This window comes from Congregibacter variabilis, from assembly GCF_045689235.1.
GTDB classification, from domain to species: Bacteria; Pseudomonadota; Gammaproteobacteria; order Pseudomonadales; family Halieaceae; genus Congregibacter; species Congregibacter variabilis.
The window spans coordinates 192154-213177 of record NZ_CP136864.1 but is presented as its reverse complement, the minus strand read 5'-3'; the positions used below and the strand labels follow the sequence as shown (position 1 = coordinate 213177).

Here is a 21024-nt window from a genome sequence, read left to right as displayed (position 1 = left end):
TTTTTCACACTCGTTCAAGCGCCTCGGAAAAATCCTCCGCCAGAGAAAAGGCATTCGTTGAGTGAGGAATACTGTCAGAACTCCATATTTGGCGCACACCAACTGCGCGCAGTTTCCCAAGCGCATCAGCGGCGAATAGCGCATGGGTAATCAATACGTCCACGCGCGCCGCACCAGCGGCAAAAAGCGCACCCGCAGCCTCAATCAAGGTATGCCCGCTACTCGCTACATCGTCTATCAGCACCAACTCACGACCCGAGTAATCCCCGGCCGGAAGCGCAACCCGCACATCGCGATCACCGAGGCGCGTCTTCGTGGCGACCACGAAGTCCAGTCCTGCAATATCTGCAACCACGCGCACCCATTGCATAGACTCTTCATCAGGTCCTAGCAACAACGGCTTTACGCCTCGGCTTTTTAAAAACTCTCCCATGCGCACAGCGGCGCTAATAGTGTGCGCCGAGGACGCCGGCACTGCATCTTCCAACGTGGCGACGCGGTGCAAATGTGGGTCTGCTGTAATCAGTGTGTCGACAAGACTGGCCAGAAAAGCGCCTACGATTTGCTGACTAACCGCCTCGCCCGGATTGAACGCCATATCCTGGCGCATGTAACAAAGATAGGGCGCGATCAGCGTAATGTGTCGAGCCCCCAGGTCTCGCGCGCAGCGCGCCGCCAACATTAGCTCCACCAGCTTGTCATTGGGTTGATCAAGACTGCGACACAGCACCACGTTCTGAGGAAGCTCCGCCGGTAATCGCACCCGGCTCTCGCCATCCGGAAAACGATGTATTTCTATCTGCGCGTGCGCACAGTCCCGCCGGTTGGCGATATCGGACGTCAGCTTTGCGGATTCGGGAAAGCCCAGAAGCAGCATCAGAATTCTGCGAAGGTTTTTGCCAGCTGCTCCGCCGCGCCCAGACGGTAGCCGCAGTCTTGCGCAATCAGGTCGTTGGCAAACCGGAAATCCGCGTCGAAGCAGGCATGTACGCGGTATAGCGGCTCGCCCTCCCGTACCGTATCACCGAGCTTCCTTAAAAGGTCTACGCCTGCGCCTTTATCCATGGGAGCCCCGGCTTGCCGCGCTATACGCGCCATCTGAAGATTGTCGATTTCGATAACAGTGCCCGCGCTCTCTGCGCAGACATCTTGCACCAGACTTCCGGGCACAAGTACTTCCTCACGCCGTCCCTGCGCTTTGATCACGTTTTCCATAGCCGCCAGTGCTCGTCCAGAGTCCAGTATGTCCCGGGCGATAACAAAGCCGTCGCCGCCGCGAACGTCCGGGTCGAATTCAATAACGCGGCCGGCTAGTCGCAGGGACTTTTGACGCAAATCTGCCGGGGCATCGGGATCGTTCTGCAATACTTGCATCACATCACGCGCCTCCAACACCGGACCGATGCCTCGGCCTATGGGTTGACGCCCGTCGGTCACCACAACCTCAGCAAACAATCCAAGGGCATCGGACACATATTCAAAGAGTTTGCGCAAAGCCAGCGCGTCGCGCATTCGACGAACTTTGGCGCTAGGACCTACCGGAATATCTATCACCAGGTGTGTCGAACCAGCCGCCATTTTTTTTGAAAGGATAGATGCCACCATCTGGCCCGGGTAGTCGACTCCCAAGGGCCTCTCAACGGAAATAAGAATATCGTCAACCGGTGCCAGGTTAGCCGTGCCTCCCCAGATAAGCGCCCCGTTGTGGCGCCGTATTACCTCGTGAAACCGTTCCCGCGACAGCTGTACTTCTGCCAGAACTTCCATCGTGTCTGCGGTGCCAGACGGCGATGTGATGGCGCGGCTGGATGTTTTGGGAATGAGCATTCCATGTGCAGCCACGATGGGCACCACCAACATAGAAGTGCGATTGCCGGGAATACCACCGATACAGTGTTTATCGGCCACCAGATCCCTATGCCATTTCAGGCGCTCGCCCTGAGCCACCATGGCACGGGTGAGGGCCACAATCTCGTCCCGATCCAGCCCTGTTTGCCCGGAAGACACCAGAAATGCAGCAATCTCCATCTTGGCGTAGCGCCGCTCTGCTATATCCTGTGCGATTGCCAGAAACTCTGCAGGACTCAGGCGCTCACCTGCAATTTTTCGGCGCACCGAATCCATGGATGCAGGTGGTTCCGCGTGACGTATTTCTACCGCAGAACCCTCTTGGAGGCCCATCGCAGCAAACGCCTCTTCCGAAAGCCCCAGACCGTCCAGCGGTACCAGCGCGCTGTCATCGACCACGTTGAGCACGGCCATGATACGAACGCCATCTTTGCCATGGACCTCTACCTTGGACAGCGCCTGAAAGCCTTCCGCTCGATAAATTTCGCACTGTCGATGCAGGTAAGCAACGTTCTCGCGATAAGTATCTATTGCGAGGCGATGAAGCCTGAGGGTTGCATTGCGCTGCTTAGGCTTAGGCTTGGATTTTTTCATCGGGCAAGCTGTGCGCCACTTGATGGCTCGTCGGTGGATTGATTTAGTGACTTGGACAGCCGCAGCGCGACGTGTTTCAGAGCAGGACCGAATAGCACCGGGATACAACTCGCTGTGACAATAAGCAACCAGCCGCTGGCACCGGGTGCGCTTAACGAAAGTACCGAAGCCAAGGGTGGCAGATAAACAGCAGCAGCAAGAAGGATGAGACAGAGTAACAAAGCCACCCATACCCATGGGTTTCCAGTAATCTCGTTGTTGAGCCACCGAGCAGAGTCGTCGCGCATATTAAACACATGCCACATTTGCCCAAGCGCCAATGTAAGGAAGGAAACTGTAACCGCCCGCTGTGTACCGAAATCCAGAAATAGCACCGCTATCGCCATGGCCCCCAGAACTGATACTGCAATCAAACTTCCATAAACTATTATCATTAACCAATGCACACGCATGAGTATGCGTTCTGACGCAGGTCTGGGAGGCTCTAACATAGCTCCCGGAGGGCCACTGCCAACACCCAAAGCCAACGCTGGAAAAACATCAGTCACTAGATTAAGAAAAAGTATTTGCAGCGGAAGCAGAGGCAGAGGCGCTCCCGCGACCATCGCGATGACAACAACGAGAACCTCGCTGATATTGCATGAAAGAAGGTAGAGCACGAACTTGCGGATATTTGTGAAAATCGCCCGACCATGCTCAACAGCAGCAACAATGGTTCCGAACTCATCATCCTGAAGCACCATTGCTGCAGCCTCACGCGCAACGGCTGTTCCACGAATACCCATGGCTACACCGATATCCGCTTTTTTGAGAGCTGGGGCGTCGTTGACCCCATCGCCAGTCATAGCCACCACGCGCCCCGCATTCTGGTGCAGGTCGATAAGACACAGTTTCTGTTCTGGTGTGACCCGCGCGAACACCCGAGCATCTAACAAAGTATTGCTGGTAGATGATTCAAGCAATTTCTGGAGCTGCGCTCCGACAATAACTTCACCAGGATCCTGAGCACTGAGAATACCGGTTTCCAAGGCAATGCTTCTCGCCGTAGCAGGATGGTCCCCGGTAACCATTACCACCTCCATACCTGCGCGATGGCAGTGTTCAATCGCCTCCCGGACACCCTCGCGTGCCGGGTCTTCCATTGACAGGATGCCCAAAAGCTGGAGATTTTCGTAAGGAGAGTCCTCAGCAGAACTCAATTTGCACTGCGCAACAGCCAAGGTCCGCAGACCGAGCGAAGCAAGCGCTTCGGCTCGCGTAAGCCATCGCGCGCGATCAGCCTCCTGCAGCGCCCTCTCACCGCTTGTCGTCAGCTCTGTATTGCAAAGGGGTAGCAAGGCCTCGGGAGCGCCCTTTACCGCAGCAAAAACCCCCTCATCGCTTCGATGTATCGTCGCCATACGCTTGCCTTTGGAATCAAAAGGCTCCTCACGCTGCCGTGGCATTTTGTCAAGCAGCGCCGGCCGATCGAGGCCAGCCTGCGCTGCGGCGACAAGCAAGGCGATCTCGGTTGGATCACCGGTTGCGCTGGCCGCCGGATCATCACCCTCACCCAGCGTCGCATTACAACAAAGCGCTGCGTTTAGAAGCAGCTGCCCCAACGGCTCGGCAGAGTTAATCTCAGCAGTTTCCTGCAGAACAACATCTGAATCGGACAACAATATACGAGTCACCGTCATGCGACTCTCGGTAAGGGTTCCCGTTTTATCGGTAAGAATTATGCTGGTTGCTCCCAGCGTTTCTACCGCTGACAAGCGCGTAATTAGCGCATTACGTCTCGCCATACGCCACATCCCCCGCGCAAGGGCGATGGTGGCCACAACCGGTAGACCTTCCGGGATCGCTGCGATGCATAAAGCTATGGCGACCTCGATAGCGAGGAATAGTTCGCGACCGGAGATAACGCCGACGATCGCCAACAGCAGCGCCATTACCAACGCAGCCCACGCCAAGCGTTGACCCAAGGCGTCCAAACGCTTTTCGAGCGGCGTTTGCCGTGGCTCTGCTGCGCTGACTTGTGCAAAAATTCGACCGAACTCGGTCTGCATGCCGGTTTCCACGACAAGACCACGACCAGAGCCTCGAGTTATGGTGGTTCCGCGGTAAGCGATATTGCTTCGCTCAAGAAGCGTTGCGGCCTCAGAAATGACTTCGGTGTGTTTGCGTATAGGCAGCGACTCGCCGGTGAGCGCAGATTCGTTTATCTGCAAATCGGCGACATCCACGAGGCGAAGGTCTGCAGGAACGGCATCACCAGCTTTGAGCATGACGATGTCACCGGGAACCAGATCTGCGGCGAACACACCGCTGGCATGCCCATTGCGGACTACTGTTGCCTTGCTACGCGCAAAGCGCCGCAAGGCCTCCATGGACCGGGTAGCTCTCCACTCTGTCACGAAACCAATGAGTGCATTGATTGCAATTACTGCGGCGATTGCCATGGCTTCAACGACCTCACCCATTGCAGCCGAAAGTCCTACTGCAATGCACAAAAGCAATACAACGACACTGCGAAATTGCGCAAAAAGCATGGCTATGCGTGATCTGGGTTTTGTCTCACGCAAGACATTGGGCCCGCTGATTCGACGCCGTTGCAGCACCTGTAAATCTGACAGCCCGTTTTCTAAATTCAGTCCCTGCGCGCCAGCAAGCTCAGCAGCCTCATGCGCCCACGGTGTCTTCCAGCGGGGATCATCAGTAAGTTTGGCTGGCAAGGTCTTCAGCTCTTGAAGTCTTTTGCGTCGCCAGTGCTTGGTCGGCGGTGGCGAAAAAAAACATGTGATTTTTTATGACTAACTCCCATGGCGCAGGCTGTGGTCCGTCGACGCATTTTGATAGCTGCACTTAGGTTAGATGTTCCAACGATCATTGTTTCGATGGTGGAAATTTACGCAAAATGGCGTTGACGGCTGCACTAATCGACTCAGTGGCATGCTCCGTATCCGCATTGGTGATACGTTTACTTGCTATGCCGTGCCACGCAGGACGACCCGAAACTCTATCGTATACATCAATCGCCAGTGTTCCCTCTGCGTAGCTATGCACGGTTACCGAATCCCAATAGTATGGCCAATGCCGGACCCACCGTTCTTGATAAGCGACGGGATACCTATCGATATCCAACTTATCTCGGACACCGACAGTAAACGCAATTAAAAAATCAGCTTGCTCGCGCCTGTCTGCTTTCTGAAACCCTTTGCTCATTAACTCATTGACGATCGCGTTTTCTATACGCTGCAGATTCAGTGCACTAATAATGTGGTCGCCGACATTTCTTGCCTGAACCCATTGACGATCCTCAGCCCAGGTAAAGTACTGGTAATCGCTAAACGTTATCTGTGGATCGAAATCGCTATGGGTGTCAAAGCTAGCGCACCCCACAAGAGCTAGCGATACACCAAGGAAAAGTATGATTTTTTGGCTTTGGTTCAACGTAACCATCATGATGATTCCCTTGAATAACCGCTAAATACCAGAACGACTTCGTCAATATCGCTTGCGTTTTGCGCGTCTTAGGTCAACTCACGCTTCGAATTGGCAAAGTTTTTGCGGCTAAAATCGTGTGTACTGGTAAACACGTCCAGGGACGACCATTTCATATTCAGACTGTAAGAACTCAACGATGTCGACCAACTGCTGAACCGTCATAACATCGTTATACAGTTGCATGTTCGACTCACCGTCCTCGGCAACCATTGCGCCAAGATAGGAACGCGCGATCCGATGCGACGGATTAATGACGGATGTGACAAGCTCGCCATAAGTCTTTAAACGCGTCACAGCTCCACCCAGAGGAATCTGGACGTCACCCTCAGTCTCTGCACCCAACCACGGCACATCCGCGATGCTATGGCACTGATTGCAGGCCAAATCCTTGTAGCTCTGTTTGCCACGGGCAATATCGCCATCAGGAAGCACGAAACCCCGCGAATCCACCTCACATCCAAACAAGAAAATGAGCATGGGTAACAAAACAAGAATTTTCTTCATGACATAAGCCTCTTCTGTGCCAAATAACATTGTTTGATACAGCGCAATGCATCCGCCCTGTTCAATTTGCATGCCCACGCAAACGCAGTAACCGACCCGCGGCTCAAACCGGCACTGGCGCATTAGCGCGCCTGATAAACGCGGCATGCAATCACCCACGATTTTTAAACTACTCCTGACACCTGCGTACTGACATTGGTACTTCCCGCAGTTGTACGGGGAATTCCACAGAGGCCGCTAAGCGCGACGGTTAGGCGCTTACGGAGCAATCAGGAAGGTTTGGACCAAGGTTATTGAGAAGAGAAGCGATTTGCGGGCAACTGAACAAAAACAGACCTAAGCCCTGTTAAGCTTGCTAAGTGGGCTCATTCCAAAAGGAGACGAATAACTGATGGACCTGTTGGACCGCGAAACGCTTGACGCCATGCCAGATGCCATTGTGATCAGTGATGACCATGGAAAAATCCTTCTGGCAAATCACTTGGCTGAGCAGCTGTTCGAGTACGTCGAGGGGAGCCTTACCCATAAAAATGTCGAAGCGCTGTTACCCGAGCGTTTTCGCAATGCGCATGTACATCATCGACAGACGTTTTTAGAAAACCGGCAGGTCCGACGGCTGGGCGGTGGACGCGCGCTTTGTGGAAGAGCAAGAGACGGTCGAGAGTTTCCGCTCGACATTAGCCTACGTCCCATCAGCGTAGATAAAAAGACCCTGATCATTAGCGTTCTGCGCGATATCAGCAAGCGAACCGCTATGAGCGAGAACCGGTTTCGGGCGATCTTCCAACAAACCCACCAGCTTTTAGGCATTGTGGACCTGGACGGTACTTTGTTGGACGTAAATAAGATGGCATTGCGCTATTCGGGCTTGCGCTACGAAGACGAAATAGGCCTGAAGTACTGGAAAACCAACTGGTGGGTCCACTCAGAGCCTTTGCAGCAACAACTTAAACGCGCTATTGAACGTGCAGTCACTGGTGACACGGTGCGCTTTGAGGCGACCCATCCTCGTCCCGATGGTAGTCATGGAAACGTCGAGTTCTCTATCAGACCTGTGCGTTGCGTGGATGATCAGGTCGATTTTTTGGTGGCAGAAAGTCATGATGTATCAGCACAAAAAAAGGCCGAACAACGAGCTAATCAAACTCAGGCCTACGCAGATGAGCTTCGAAAGGCATTCGGGCTTGCAGAATCTGCGACAGCGGCAAAGACCCGGTTTCTGGCTGCAGCGAGTCATGACCTGCGCCAGCCTCTGCAGTCACTGAACCTCTACTTGTCGGTGATGGATCGCCATCTTGAACAAGAGGATCACGATACCCGACAAAAGTTGCACGAGATAAACTCAAAAATGAGGCAGTCCGTTGACAGCATGAGCGAAGTACTCGATAGCTTGCTCAACACCTCGGTGATTGATCATGGAATGATCGCACCACACAAAAGCGACTTTTGCTTGCAGGAGGTTATGGACCGCGTGCTCGCTGACAACCTGCAGCAGGCCGAGCAAAAGAGCCTGCGACTGAGCTACTCAGGTGGAGACTGTGTTGTTCATAGTGATCCATCGCTGTTGACGCGAATTATTGAAAACCTGGTGTCCAATGCGATTAACTTCACCGATGTCGGGGAGGTTTCCATCGAGTGTCGCTATAAAGACGACCTCGTCGAAATCGTTGTTCGTGACTCGGGCATCGGAATACCGGACAGTAAACTGTGCAAGATTTTTGACGAGTATTACCAACTTGAACAGCCGACATCTAACCGACGCAAAGGTAACGGGCTTGGCCTTTCAATTGCCAAGCACATCGCACAGATACTCGAACACCCCCTCAGTGCTGAGTCGATTCCAGGTCAGGGATCTTCATTCACATTACTAGTGTCATCGGGACGCTCCTTAAGGGAGGCTCCCAGTGACCCTGAAAATGCCGACCCTATGGGCTAGGTCTATACCTGTCGTAGTCATGGTCAAAGTGGTCGAAGCTCAGTCGAGCACTCTGGGCGTCACCCAATTCTTACTCGAATCGTCCTCTCTGCGGTGAACCACAGTCGACTATGCGACTTCCACAGTACAGATATACGGTGTCAGCTTGCCACGCTGCTTGACGGAGCGTCGCCAAGAGATTTGAATTGACGAGACGCGAGGCTTCGCGAAACAACCTATATGGAAATAGCAGTCTTACTGCTGCCTGGCTGCCCGAGCCCGATACACTGGATTGCGAGTAAAGGTGATTAATGACCTTGCATCATGTCTATCGGAATAGCCCTAAGCGTGCGCGATAAACATCGAGGTTTGGAGGAACAAGTCCAGCATGGAATTCAAAGATTACTACAAGATACTGGGTGTCGACCCCAAGGCTGATTCCAAGGAGATAAAAGCGGCTTATCGAAAGTTGGCACGTAAAACCCACCCTGACCTCAACCCTGGCCCCGAAGCAGAGAATGAATTCAAGGCTATTTCGGAAGCATACGAAGTACTCAAAAGTGCCGAACGGCGCGCCGAGTATGATGAGCTTCGTGAATATGGTGGTGGCAGAGCTGATGGTGGATTTCAAGCGCCCCCAGGCTGGGAGTCACGGGGACGCGATGGCGGCGAGGCATTTGGTGGTGACTTCTCGGAATTCTTTAACTCCATGTTTGGCGGCGGGTTTCGTTCCGCGGGAGATGCACGCAGCAGTGATTTTGGCATTCGCGGACGGGACCTTGAGATTGACATGCCAATTTTTCTTGAAGAGACACTCGCTGATACAAAAAAACCGGTCGTCTACGAAATTCCTGTGCGCGAAGGCGAGCAAATTCGCAGACATCGCAAGTCTTTGAACGTAACTATTCCCGCCGGCACCACTGATGGCGCTCGTGTTCGGGTCAAAGGTCAGGGTGCACCCGGCGCGGGTGGCGCGCCGGCAGGTGATCTCTACCTTCATGTACATCTGGTACCCCACCCGCTTTTTGATGTAGAGGGCCACAATCTCGTCTTGACCCTTCCAATCGCACCTTGGGAAGCAGTGCTCGGTGCGAAGATCACAGTCCCCACACTGGACGGCAAGATCAATCTCACCATAAAACCTAATAGTCAGGCAGGACAAAAATTGCGTATTAAAAGCAAAGGGCTGCCCAAGCGCGGGGGCCGCGGCGACCTCTATGCGCTGTTAAAAATAGTTGTACCTGCAGCGGACGATCAACAATCAAAAGAGGCCTGGCAAAAACTGGCGGACAATACACGCTTTGATCCCCGGGCCGAGTGGGAGACATCCCTATGAGCACTGATAATTATCACGTCACTATCCGAGAGCTTTGCGAATACGAGGATATCAGCGAGTCGATCATCGTAAGCGCGGTAGATCATGAGATTGCTATGCCAGTGGCAGGTCATATGACTGAAGAATGGGTGTTTGAGGAAAGCCAACTCGTTTGGATTCGCAGAGCCATACGCCTACACGAGGATCTGGACCTGGATTGGGTCGCCACCGCGATGCTGATTGATTTACTTCGCGAAAAAGAGCGTCTGGAGTCAGAAAACCAGGCTCTCCGCCAACGTTTAAATCGATTCATTGTTGAGTAACGGTCGCTTATGTACACATAATGAGCGATTAGTGACCAATAACAACAACAGCGCGCCAACTCACGTAGTCGCAATCGGAGCCTCCGCTGGGGGACTTGCGGCATTAAAGCTTATGCTGCCCACGATGCCTGTGGGACTCGGGATCGCCTATGTGTTGGTCCAGCATACGGACCCTGCCTACCCCAGCTTGCTTGATCAGATCCTACAACGGGTGACCACGCTCAAGGTCAAGACAGCAAGCAACCGTGAAGCAATAACGTCAGATTACTTGTATATCATTCCAGCCGGCATGGATGTCAACCTCAGGAATGGCATGGTGCAACTGCAACCCAGCGAACACCTGCAGGGTTCTCGACATAGCGTGGACCAACTGTTTCTGTCGGTTGCTAATCAGTATGGTGAAAATGCGATCGCAATTGTGTTGTCGGGCACCGGAAGCGACGGATTACAGGGCGTTCGCGCGATTAAGGCAGCGCAAGGCATGGCAATTGCCCAGGAACCAGCATCAGCTGAATATCCTGATATGCCACAGACGATAATCCGTGAAAGACTCACCGATGTGATTACCGCCCCAGAAAAGATCGGTCAGGAGGTGGCTTATCTTCTTGAATGGTCCAAGCGTTCAGAACCGGTTCCAGATAATGATAGCGACGCATTTCAAGCATTGATCCGCACGCTCGTGCGTAAAACCGGCTTCGCCTTTGATCAGTACAAGGAAACAACACTTAGGCGGCGTATGGAGCGGCGACGGATTGTAACCAAACAACCCGACCTCGGCGCTTATCTGAAACTGGTCAAGACATCGAATTCAGAGGCTGAGCTACTTTTACAGGATACGCTTATTTCTGTGACCGATTTTTTTCGCGACGCCAAAACTTTCGAAACCATTCGTGGGATTCTTCGATCGATTATTGCCCGCAAGAAAAACGACGAGTCCATCCGCATCTGGATACCAGGCTGTGCAACCGGCGAGGAAGCGTTTTCTGTAGCCATACTCCTGGCGGAAGAGTTGGACGATGCTGCCCAGAAACGCGAGGTGCAAATTTTTGCTACCGATATAGACGAGCACGCCATCAAAGTTGCACGAAAAAGCGTCTACTTGAGACCGACGCTTCAGCACGTACCTGCAGCTTTAAGAGACAAGTATTTTGTTGCTACGGATGGAAGCTATAAGGTTTCTCCGTCTATTCGTGACATGGTGGTTTTTGCAAAGCACGATCTATTGCACAACCCACCCTTTAGCCGTTTAGATCTCGTGAGTTGTCGAAATGTATTGATTTACTTTAAGCGCCCAACCCAGGAACGACTCATCAGTACTTTTCACTATGCTCTGAACCCCGGCGCCTACCTGGTCCTCGGACCTTCTGAAAGTGTCGGAAAACTTGCTGAGTTGTTCGATACCATTGACGAAAGCGGCAAGGTCTTTGTACGCCGAGATCTGGAGGGTTTTCCTCCGGTACTGATGCGCCGAGAGCCACGAACACCGAAGACCCAAGAAAAAGAAACATTCGTGAGTGACGCCGGACGTCAGGAAGAGCGAATTCGAGATTTGGTTTTTGACAAGTACGCTCCGCCGGGCGTGCTGATTGATCAGCGGTTTAACGTGCTGCATCTGCACGGTGACCTCAGCAGGTTTATCAAACTGCCAGACGGCAATGTCAGTATAAATTTGTTGGACATGGTAATTCTGCCCCTGCGCGTTGAGCTGCGCTTAACTTTACAAAAAGCCCAACGAGAACAAGACACGGTGCGCAGCAAACCCGTGATATTTGTAGATAAGGCCGGCAAATCAGAATTGGTATTGATAGCAACTCCCACCACCAGTGCCGTCGGGCATTCGAGCCAAACACTCGTTCTCTTTGAAGCTCGCGCAGTGCCCGAATACCGCGCCGAAACTGCCGTTGATGACAACGCGGCGTTTCGCGTTCGAGAGCTTGAGCAGGAACTGTCCGCCACCCGCGATCACTTGCAAACTAATATTGAACAACTCGAAGCCTCTAACGAGGAATTGCAGTCCGTTAACGAAGAGTATCAATCGACTACAGAAGAGCTTCAATCTGCGCATGAGGAACTGCAGACTACAAATGAAGAGGCACAATCCGTCAACGAAGAGCTCAGCACCGCGAATGAAGAGCTGCGCGTTCAATCGAAGGCTTTAGAGACGGCCAAGCGGGATATCGAGAACATTCTCAATTCGGCGCTGGCCGGAATCGTCGTACTCGATAGCGAGATGCAGGTCATACGTTACTCAGCAGCCAGCTGTGAGTTTTTTGACCTGATACCAGACAGCATCGGAAGGCCGTTAATAGCGATTGGTGGGGCTGTGGATTTAACCCCGTTGCTGCAAGAACTACATAGAGCGATTAATACTGGCAAAACTGTTAGTCGAGAACTCGAATTGGGCGAGAAAAGCTACCTAATACGCCTGACACCCATCAATACCGCGGCCGGCGATCGGGGACTCATTATTACAATTTTTGACGCAAGCGAGTCTCTGGCAGATGCACGTGATGCCAAGCGTTTGGCTGCGGTGTTAAAACACTCTAACGACGCAATCACTGTGCAGACTGCCGATGGCCAATTTTTGGCATGGAACACCGGCGCAGAGACTCTATATGGCTATAGCGAAGCAGAGGCATTAGGGATGCAAGTCTGCGATATCGAACCAGACCGCGAACAAGCCGCTTCACAAATGATCCGTAGTAACGTCTTTGCCGGTAAAACAACAGCCGTCTCAGAAATGCTTAGGCGCCGCAAAGATGGCAAGCTTGTAAGCGTATCTGTTGCCATCACGCCTTTGCTGGACACGCAAGGGCATCCTTACGCGCTGGCCACTATTGAACGCGATCTGACGTTATTAAAGCTGGCAGAACGACAAGCCAGGCAAGCAGAGATAGCCCTGGAAGCTCGAATTATCACGGCCGGTGAGATGGCCGCCGGGCTTGCTCACGAGTTGAATCAACCTATTACATCGATTGTACATTTTTGTGACGCGGCACTTTCCATTGCACGGGACTTTGATCCCGCCCGGCAGGAAGACCTGCTTCAGACTCTCAAAGATGCAACGGCGCAGTCGCAACGCGCCGGAAAAATTATTCATAATTTGCGAAGATTCCTCGGCCATAGAGAGTCCATTCGTGAGTCAATTGACATGAACAGCATCGTCAGAGAGGCGGTTGAGTTTATTCGCATGGACGGTGAGCAACACGATGTGACTGTGCATCTGAACCTGGCGGATGAGCTCCCGCCCGTGTGGGGAGACCCCATTCAGATAAGTCAGGTATTGGTAAACCTAACCAAAAACAGCATAGAAGCCTTACAGACCGTGGACAGCCGTCCACGATGCATAGAAATTAGCAGCCAGTTGGATACCGACAAGGCTCACAGCGTTCGGGTAACGGTAGAAGACACAGGTCCTGGTATTGACAAAGCCAGTGGAGAGCATCTTTTTGAACCCTTTCAGACGAATAAGGCCGAGGGACTGGGCATGGGCCTATGGATATGCCGCTCGATTATACAAAGCCATGGGGGCAAAATCTGGGTAGATTCACCCACAGGCACGGGGGCGCGATTTCACTTTTTGCTGCCTATTTCAAGTGAAGATGATCACCGATGATAGATGAGCCAACAATTTTCGTAGTAGACGACGATGCTGCGATTCGCAAAGGACTGTCTGTGTCGCTTCGCGAGCGCGGACTGTATGTCGAATGCTTTTCCTCGGCGGAGGATTTTCTCGATGCCCCGAACAATGATCGCCCCGGATGCCTGTTACTCGATTTACTTATGCCGAACATGACCGGACTTGAGCTCCAGGATCGACTGCTGGATAGTGGCCTTGATATCCCCATCATATTTTTGACGGCATACGGCGATATACCAATAGCAGCGCGCGCCATGCGCAACGGCGCCGTTGACTTTCTGGAAAAGCCCTATGAATTATCTCTGCTGATAAAGCGTATTGATGAAGCACTGGACCAGGATCGGCGACAGCGCATTGCAAGGGAGAAACGGGATGATGTCCGAACACGCTTTGCGCGCCTGAGCGAACGGGAGCGCGAGGTCATGGGCCTATTGGTCGCAGGGGCAGCCAACACCTCGAATCGAGCAATTGCCGAAACACTGAACATCAGCCACCGCACTGTTGAGACGTATCGAGCGCGCTTAATGGAGAAAATGCAGGCGCGTTCCTTACCTGAGCTGGTCAGCATGTCAGAAAACTGTGACCTTGCGTAAAACCTCCGTAATACGTCAGTAACACGTCAGTAACTACACGTACGGGCTTACACGCATTACCTACAGTCAGCGTTACCGTTTTAATGATAGGTAATTGCCTTGTGATGTGAGCGGTACGGGTGACAACAGTTAGTGAAGGCTTGCTTGCGCGGAAGTTCCTGGACGCCGCGCCAGACGCCATGATCGTGGTGGATCAACTAGGAAAAATCGTGCTCTGTAATCAGCAGATAGAGGCGCTATTTGCCTACTCGCGCGATGAGCTCATTAACCAACCACTGGATATACTCCTTCCCAAACGATTTCGCGATGACCATCTCAAACGTCGGCAACACTACGCGCATGCAGCAACACGAAAAGTTATGGGTATTGGACTTAATCCCTATGGCCGACGAAAGGACGGGCTTGAATTACCTATAGAGATCACTCTCAGTCCAGTGCAATCCGATGAGGGCTCTTTTGTCATTGCGGTGATTCGAGAGGCGACTCTTAAAAAATCTTCACTTTTTGACAAACCACCAACTGACAATTTATCTGTAACTCTAGAAAACGCAGAAGCTACGGATAATACACACCATCGAGCCGGCACCACCGCTTGTACATCCACAAACGGCAACTCCCCCGCCCTGGCATCGGCGAGTGACGACCTCCGACGACCCCTGAACTCCCTCGATTCCTGCCTCTCAGCCATTACCCGTGAATTGACTGACCCGCAGCTACTGAGCCTGACCGATGAAATGCAACGATCCGTGAGTACGCTAGGGGCTCTTGTAGATAGCCTGGACAGTCAAAGCCAACAATATCAGGACAGCGACGAGCGCCATGAAGAGTCGATTATCAAGGACTCAGGAAACACCGTAAACGCACCCACAATACTGTTGATTGATGATGATCCGGCCATCGTCGATGCGACAACTATGTTGTTTGAATCCATCGGTTCGAAAGTGCACAGCGCACGCTGCGGTGATGACGCGATGGCACAGCTTGACGCAGGTGCCAGGCCGGACATCTTGTTGTTCGATTACCAACTGCCCGGAGACAACGGTGTCGAACTGATTAAAAGAGTCCGCAGGATCACTGATAGTCAACTGCCATCAATTCTGTTGACCGGCGATACGACCGGCGATGAAATCCGAGCGGCCAATTTGTGCAACTGCGCAATACTGACCAAACCCATCGATCCAGAACAACTCCTTGCCCTGGCAAGAAACCCGGAAAACATCTGAACACCACTGGCCGGTCTGTAGACACCATCCGGGCGTCCGCGGTCTCCTCATGAAAATGAGTGTTTTCCTGATTTTTTAGTGCCGCTGTGCATAAGCAGCCACGGGTAATCCACAATACTTGCCTACAAGAGCGTTGGTTTACATTGCTATGTCGTGATCAGGAAAGAGGATGGATGCTGATGTTTCTGCAAAGTGACGAAGACCGGGTGGCTGATGGCTTAACAAGATTTCGTGAGCATTTTGTTTTAAACAGAAATAGTGAAGAGAAGCTCAACGAGCTGACCGCATGGCTCGAACGGAGCAGACATGCCTTACCCAAAAAATACTCTCATGATGACTTTGTGGAGTTAGTGATGGGCAACAACGACCCTGATGAATTGGTCGCAGCACTACATGCAGCCTTTACATCCAGAGAGAATTTCACAGAAACACTGTTAGAGAAACTAATCGATTTTCGCGACTCTCTCACTCTGGGGCAGCGCACTGAGCTCGCCGAAGAACTCAAGCGTCCCGATATTGAGGGTAACGGATGGACTATCTTGCGTAAGCTCCCGCTGACTGTGCATCGCCGGTTAGTCAATCAGTAGCGCCTATTGAGCATCCGCTGAAGCGGTGACAGGCTCATGCAAGGGCCTCTCGGCCTCCAGACGTATACGCACCAGTTCAGCCACGGAACGCACTCCGAGCTTTTTCATTACCTGGGCACGATGAACTTCGACTGTTCGCTCACTGACCGTCAGATCAAAGGCTATCACCTTGTTGGCAAGTCCATCTGTCACACGTTCAAACACCTGATGCTCGCGAGGCGTAAGTGAGGAAATTCGCTTTGTTCGCTCATAGTGGTCGTACATCAGCTGTCGGTTGCTGGCGTCCTGGGCAAGCGCCTCATGAATCCGATCGAGTAGCGCTTGCTCATGGTATGGCTTGGTCACAAAATCTAATGCCCCGAGCCGCATTGCTTTCACCGCCATACTGATGTCGCCATGCCCGGTAATAAAAATAATCGGTAGCGGCAGCTCACGGTGACGAAGCTCTTCTTGCAGCTCCAGCCCACTCATCCCCGGCATTCGTATATCCAGCACGATACAACCCACCGGAACATTTTCCACATCATCCAGAAATGCCTGAGCCGTGGCGTAGAGACTATACGGCAAGTCGACAGACTCCAGCAGCATACCAAGGGAGTCACGCACATCGGGGTCATCATCCACAACAAACACACGCTGAGCACTATCAGTCGTCTTCTGCATCACTTTCTTCCTTTACACAGAGGAAGCGTCACGTAAAACGTTGCTCCTTGCGTAGGGTTTTGACAATAGTTGAGCTGGCCGTGATGCGCTTCAGCAATGGAACGCGCCACCGCAAGCCCCAGCTTGATCCGCGATCCTTGATCTGTACCAAAAGGCCTAAACAGTCCTTCGGCCTGCACCGCGCTTAGCCCTCGACCGCTGTCGATCACCGAAAGCCGAATCCCATGACCATCTTCCACACTTGTTCTCAACAGAATCTCTGGGCGCTGAAAGTCGGCCTGCCGCTCGGTAGCATCCATGGCATTGCGCACAAGATTGAGCATCAACTGTTCCAGCTGCACTGGATCACCCCAGACACTGCTATCAGCGTCTGTCAGATCAAGACCGATATGATTTCGTTTCATACGAGCTCTTGGTTCAATGAGGTCGCGAATGCGCGTTAATAGAGCATTGCAATCGACGCGTTCATTGCGCTGTAAGCCGGTCTGAGCAAGATCTCGAATACGCTCGACAACGGCCGACGCACGCTGAGTCTGCCCCTTGATCTTTATCAGCGCATCTTGGATGCGGTCACGTTTAAACTCTTCCATATCCACAAAATGCAGAGCTGATTGGGCGTAGCTGGATATGGCTGCCAGCGGCTGATTAATCTCGTGTGCAATACCGGTCATTATCTCTTTAAGTGATTCCAGGCGATTTATCTCAGCAAGCTGCACCTGCTGAGCACGGAGCTGTCCCTGCGCTTCCAGCTCCTGTGTAAAGTCCATTAAAAAGCCCTCGATTCTAGACACCTCGTGATTGGAGGAAACTCGACAACCACGATCACAAACCCACCTCAGCGCCCCGTTCGGTGTCTGTATGCGGTAAAAGACCTCGAAAGATTTGTCCTGAGCGACTGCTTCTTGCACAGTTCGCCATGTGCGCTCCCTGTCCTCAACATGTATGATATCGCCCCAATCAGGACGTCCCTCAAGCAACGCCGACGCGGGATATCCACAAAGTCGATATACGCCTGCGCTGGCGTACTCCATTGACCAGTCCCGGTTGTTTACACAGCGATACACGGTACCCGGCAGGTTTGCCAGCAGCGCTTCCATTTCGTCTATCTCGCTGCGCTTTTGATTAATCGCCATGTGCTAAGCACCCGACGGCTAGACCGCAATCCCGGTGATCGTTTTGCCAAGAGGTCTGGATTAAAACCATAGTCTTGTACTTAAGCTTTTCCCCGTGTCATAAAACATTACTCCGACACACAACAATTTTTGCCTACCCGATAATAAAACTGATCATGGATATTTAACATACGCGATCCAAACACCCGAGTTGGGACATTCACCATAGGATTGTAAAGAGCAGCCACAACAACAGTGGTCCTAATCGAGCAACTCCATATTCTGTTCGTAGGCCCCCAAAAGCGCCTTACCATTGAGTTTCGCGCGGCGAACTAATGCCGACTGCAATGCCTCCTCATTGGCAGCATCACCGCGCCAGGCGTCCAAGGCCGGCTCCTGCAGCGCGCGCCCAAAAGAGAAGGTCAACGCCCATGGTTGTTTAGAGAGCGAATTTAGCGCGTTCAGATTAGCTGTAGCCTGAATCGGGGTTTGCCCACCCGACAGAAAGTTGATACTGGGAACGGCAGCCGGCACAACCCGCCGAAAGCAACGAATCGTGTATGTTGCTACTTCCTCAGGCGTTGAAGGCGTCAGATGGTCCTTGCCCGCAATAACCATGTTCGGTTTGAGGAGCATGTATTCCAGGGCGACGCCATGTCTGTGCAATGCATGGAAAACCTCATGAACAACGGCTTCAGTAATCTCCGCGCAACGGTCGATAGAATGATCGCCATCCATAAGGACCTCGGGCTCAACGATAGGTACCATGCCCTGAGCCTGACAGATCGCCGCGTAACGCGCCAAAACTTCTGCATTGCTGGCAATGGCCAATCTACTGGGCGAAGTCGCGGTGACATGGTAAACATTACGCCACTTGGCAAACCGCGCGCCATGTCTTTGGTACTGGGTAAGACGATGGGCCAATCCATCCAGACCCTGAGTAATTTCATCGCCGACCGTGCCAGACAGCGGCAACTTTCCCTTATCGACTTTTACGCCAGCAACAATGCCGTTGTGCGCCGCTAAAGCAGGTAGTAGCGTGCCATCATCAGCACGCTGTGTAAGCGTTTCTTCAAAAAATATGATGCCGCTTACTATGTCACCAAGACCGGGGGCTGCAATTATCGAACTACGGTACCACCGTCGATTATCAACAGTGGAGCCAACGCCCACCGACTGAAATCTTTTTGCGATCGTTTTTTCGCTTTCGTCTGCGGCAAGAATTCCTTTGCCCGGTTGAACAAGTGCCTCAATCGTTGCTTGCAGAGTATTCTCATTATTGGCTTGTCCGGTAGACATGATTTCACTCCGGCTCGGGCATCGGAAAAGTGGATCGCCAATTTGCCTCACAAACCCGCAAGACAGACTCAGACGCCAGAAATACAAGTCGAGATTTTGTTGACTCTTTTGCCACGCTTATCAAAGCGAAGGAGTTACCATCCCAACTCAGCTTTAAATCTCAGCTCTCAAGCAAAGAGCATGAACTGCTTACAAGGATTTACCTATTGTGGATGACCACAGGGGATTTATCTCGGCGCGTGACATCGTGCTCGGCGTCTTCTCGACCGTGCAGGCACCTGCACGCCGAGGTGACCTTAACTTACTCCCACTCGATAGTGGCAGGCGGTTTGGAGCTTATATCGTAGGTAACTCGAGACACACCGCTAATTTCATTGATGATGCGATTTGAAACCTTTTCAAGTAGCTCGTAAGGCAGATGCGCCCAGCGGGCTGTCATAAAGTCCACGGTCTCTACCGCACGCAGCGCGATCACATATTCGTAACGCCGCGCATCGCCCACTACGCCCACAGACTTTACTGGCAGAAAAACAGCAAAAGCCTGACTGGTTTTTTCATACCAGCCCGAAGCATGCAGTTCTTCAATATAAATAGCATCAGCGCGCCGGAGAATTTCTGCATAGGCATGACGAACTTCGCCTAATATGCGCACGCCCAAACCGGGACCGGGGAATGGGTGTCTGAACACCATGTCGTGAGGCAGCCCCAATTCCAGTCCGATTTTTCGCACTTCATCTTTAAAGAGCTCGCGCAGCGGTTCTACCAATGACAGCGCCATATCTTCGGGCAGTCCGCCGACGTTGTGATGAGACTTTATGACATGGGCTTTGCCCGTTTTGGCACCCGCAGATTCGATAACATCCGGGTAGATCGTGCCTTGAGCAAGCCAGCGTACGCCTTCAATGCTCGATGCCTCTTGATCAAATACCTCAATAAAGGTGTTGCCGATAATTTTGCGTTTTTTCTCGGGGTCACTCTCACCCGCGAGACGATCGAGAAACAACTTCTCGGAATCGCTGCGAATCACCTTCACGCCCATGTTTTGCGCGAACATTTCCATGACCTGATCGCCTTCGTGCAGTCGCAACAAGCCATTGTCGACAAACACACAAGTCAGTTGATCACCGATAGCACGATGCAACAGTGCGGCAACTACCGACGAATCAACACCTCCGGACAGCCCCAGGAGGACATGATCACCGCCTACGGTGTCTTTTACCCGAGCAATGGCGTCTTCAACGATGCGCGCAGGCGTCCACAGCGCTTCACAGCCACATATATCGATAACAAAACGCTGGAGGATACGCGTACCCTGTAGCGTGTGCGTGACCTCCGGGTGAAACTGAATACCAAACCAGGGGCGCTCGTTGTGCGCCATCGCCGCAATGGGGCAAGAATCAGTGGATGCCACACAGCGGAAATCATTAGGCAGCGCAGTGACTTTGTCACCGTGGCTCATCCAAACATCCAGGAGTCCGTCACCGTGGTCCGTCATGTGATCGCGGATATCGTGTAACAGGTCGTTATCGCCAGCGCTGCGAATTTGCGCATAGCCGAACTCGCTGGTGTCGGAACCTTCTACGTCTCCGCCAAGCTGCGCAGCCATGGTCTGCATGCCGTAGCAAATTCCCAGCAGTGGCCACTCACCGCCAAACAGACAATCGGGAGCTCGCGGCGAGCCCTCCGCGGTAACCGACTCTGGCCCCCCAGAGAGAATCACACCACTGGGGGCGAATTCCCGGAGCTCCGCTTCGCTGATGTCCCAGGCGCGTATCTCGGAATACACGCCAACCTCGCGCACGCGTCGTGCAATCAGCTGGGTGTACTGGGAGCCAAAATCGAGAATCAGAATCCGGCTGGCATGAATATCAGTCATAGAGAGCTTCGCTGTTTAAAGGGCCCGCGCTGGTCAGTCGCAGCCA

16 protein-coding genes are annotated in these 21024 nt (G+C 52.6%); 7 read left to right on the top strand and 9 right to left on the bottom strand.

Annotated elements, in window-relative coordinates:
* Positions 1-4: 4 nt before the first annotated feature.
* The 5 genes from R0135_RS00910 to R0135_RS00890 form a co-directional block, all read right to left on the bottom strand.
* Positions 5-877 (bottom strand): ribose-phosphate diphosphokinase, encoded by an 873-nt coding sequence (locus R0135_RS00910; protein WP_407348387.1) that lies wholly within the window; start codon positions 875-877, stop codon positions 5-7.
* Positions 877-2442: a thymidine phosphorylase family protein gene (locus R0135_RS00905; protein ID WP_407348386.1), complete on the bottom strand. Its 1566-nt coding sequence runs from the start codon at positions 2440-2442 to the stop codon at positions 877-879. The genes R0135_RS00910 and R0135_RS00905 overlap by 1 nt, the downstream gene beginning before the upstream one ends.
* Positions 2439-5156 (bottom strand): cation-translocating P-type ATPase, encoded by a 2718-nt coding sequence (locus R0135_RS00900; protein ID WP_407348385.1) that lies wholly within the window; start codon positions 5154-5156, stop codon positions 2439-2441. The genes R0135_RS00905 and R0135_RS00900 overlap by 4 nt, the downstream gene beginning before the upstream one ends.
* A 151-nt stretch (positions 5157-5307) precedes the next feature.
* Positions 5308-5886, bottom strand: a complete 579-nt coding sequence (locus R0135_RS00895) for a DUF4136 domain-containing protein (protein WP_407348384.1) — start codon at positions 5884-5886, stop codon at positions 5308-5310.
* Positions 5887-5994: 108 nt separating this feature from the next.
* Positions 5995-6579 carry a hypothetical protein gene (locus tag R0135_RS00890; protein ID WP_407348383.1) on the bottom strand — a complete coding sequence of 195 codons (585 nt, stop codon included), beginning with the start codon at positions 6577-6579 and terminating at the stop codon, positions 5995-5997.
* 244 nt (positions 6580-6823) lie between these two features.
* Between R0135_RS00890 and R0135_RS00885 the strand changes: the two genes are divergently transcribed.
* The 7 genes from R0135_RS00885 (at position 6824) to R0135_RS00855 (ending at position 16028) form a co-directional block, all read left to right on the top strand.
* Positions 6824-8368 (top strand): PAS domain-containing sensor histidine kinase, encoded by a 1545-nt coding sequence (locus R0135_RS00885; RefSeq protein WP_407348382.1) that lies wholly within the window; start codon positions 6824-6826, stop codon positions 8366-8368.
* Between the two features lie 367 nt (positions 8369-8735).
* Positions 8736-9683, top strand: coding sequence for a DnaJ C-terminal domain-containing protein (locus R0135_RS00880; protein WP_407348381.1), 948 nt, complete (start codon positions 8736-8738; stop codon positions 9681-9683).
* Positions 9680-9985, top strand: a complete 306-nt coding sequence (locus R0135_RS00875) for a chaperone modulator CbpM (RefSeq protein WP_407348380.1) — start codon at positions 9680-9682, stop codon at positions 9983-9985. The genes R0135_RS00880 and R0135_RS00875 overlap by 4 nt, the downstream gene beginning before the upstream one ends.
* 31 nt (positions 9986-10016) lie before the next feature.
* Positions 10017-13601: a CheR family methyltransferase gene (locus R0135_RS00870; RefSeq protein ID WP_407348379.1), complete on the top strand. Its 3585-nt coding sequence runs from the start codon at positions 10017-10019 to the stop codon at positions 13599-13601.
* Positions 13598-14218: a response regulator transcription factor gene (locus R0135_RS00865; RefSeq protein WP_407348378.1), complete on the top strand. Its 621-nt coding sequence runs from the start codon at positions 13598-13600 to the stop codon at positions 14216-14218. Before R0135_RS00870 ends, R0135_RS00865 begins: the two co-directional genes overlap by 4 nt.
* 119 nt (positions 14219-14337) lie before the next feature.
* Positions 14338-15441, top strand: coding sequence for a response regulator (locus R0135_RS00860; protein ID WP_407348377.1), 1104 nt, complete (start codon positions 14338-14340; stop codon positions 15439-15441).
* Between the two features lie 173 nt (positions 15442-15614).
* Positions 15615-16028 carry a hypothetical protein gene (locus R0135_RS00855; RefSeq protein WP_407348376.1) on the top strand — a complete coding sequence of 138 codons (414 nt, stop codon included), beginning with the start codon at positions 15615-15617 and terminating at the stop codon, positions 16026-16028.
* A gap of 3 nt (positions 16029-16031) precedes the next feature.
* Here the strand turns inward: R0135_RS00855 and R0135_RS00850 are convergent, their stop codons facing one another.
* From R0135_RS00850 to guaA, 4 genes are all read right to left on the bottom strand, one after another.
* On the bottom strand, positions 16032-16691 hold the full coding sequence (locus R0135_RS00850) for a response regulator transcription factor (RefSeq protein ID WP_407348375.1): 660 nt from the start codon (positions 16689-16691) through the stop codon (positions 16032-16034).
* Positions 16691-17824: a sensor histidine kinase gene (locus tag R0135_RS00845; protein ID WP_407348374.1), complete on the bottom strand. Its 1134-nt coding sequence runs from the start codon at positions 17822-17824 to the stop codon at positions 16691-16693. Before R0135_RS00845 ends, R0135_RS00850 begins: the two co-directional genes overlap by 1 nt.
* Positions 17825-18064: 240 nt before the next feature.
* Positions 18065-19102 carry a class I fructose-bisphosphate aldolase gene (locus tag R0135_RS00840; protein ID WP_407348373.1) on the bottom strand — a complete coding sequence of 346 codons (1038 nt, stop codon included), beginning with the start codon at positions 19100-19102 and terminating at the stop codon, positions 18065-18067.
* 301 nt (positions 19103-19403) lie between these two features.
* On the bottom strand, positions 19404-20978 hold the full coding sequence (gene guaA / locus R0135_RS00835) for a glutamine-hydrolyzing GMP synthase (RefSeq protein ID WP_407348372.1): 1575 nt from the start codon (positions 20976-20978) through the stop codon (positions 19404-19406).
* Between the last annotated feature and the right edge of the window lie 46 nt (positions 20979-21024).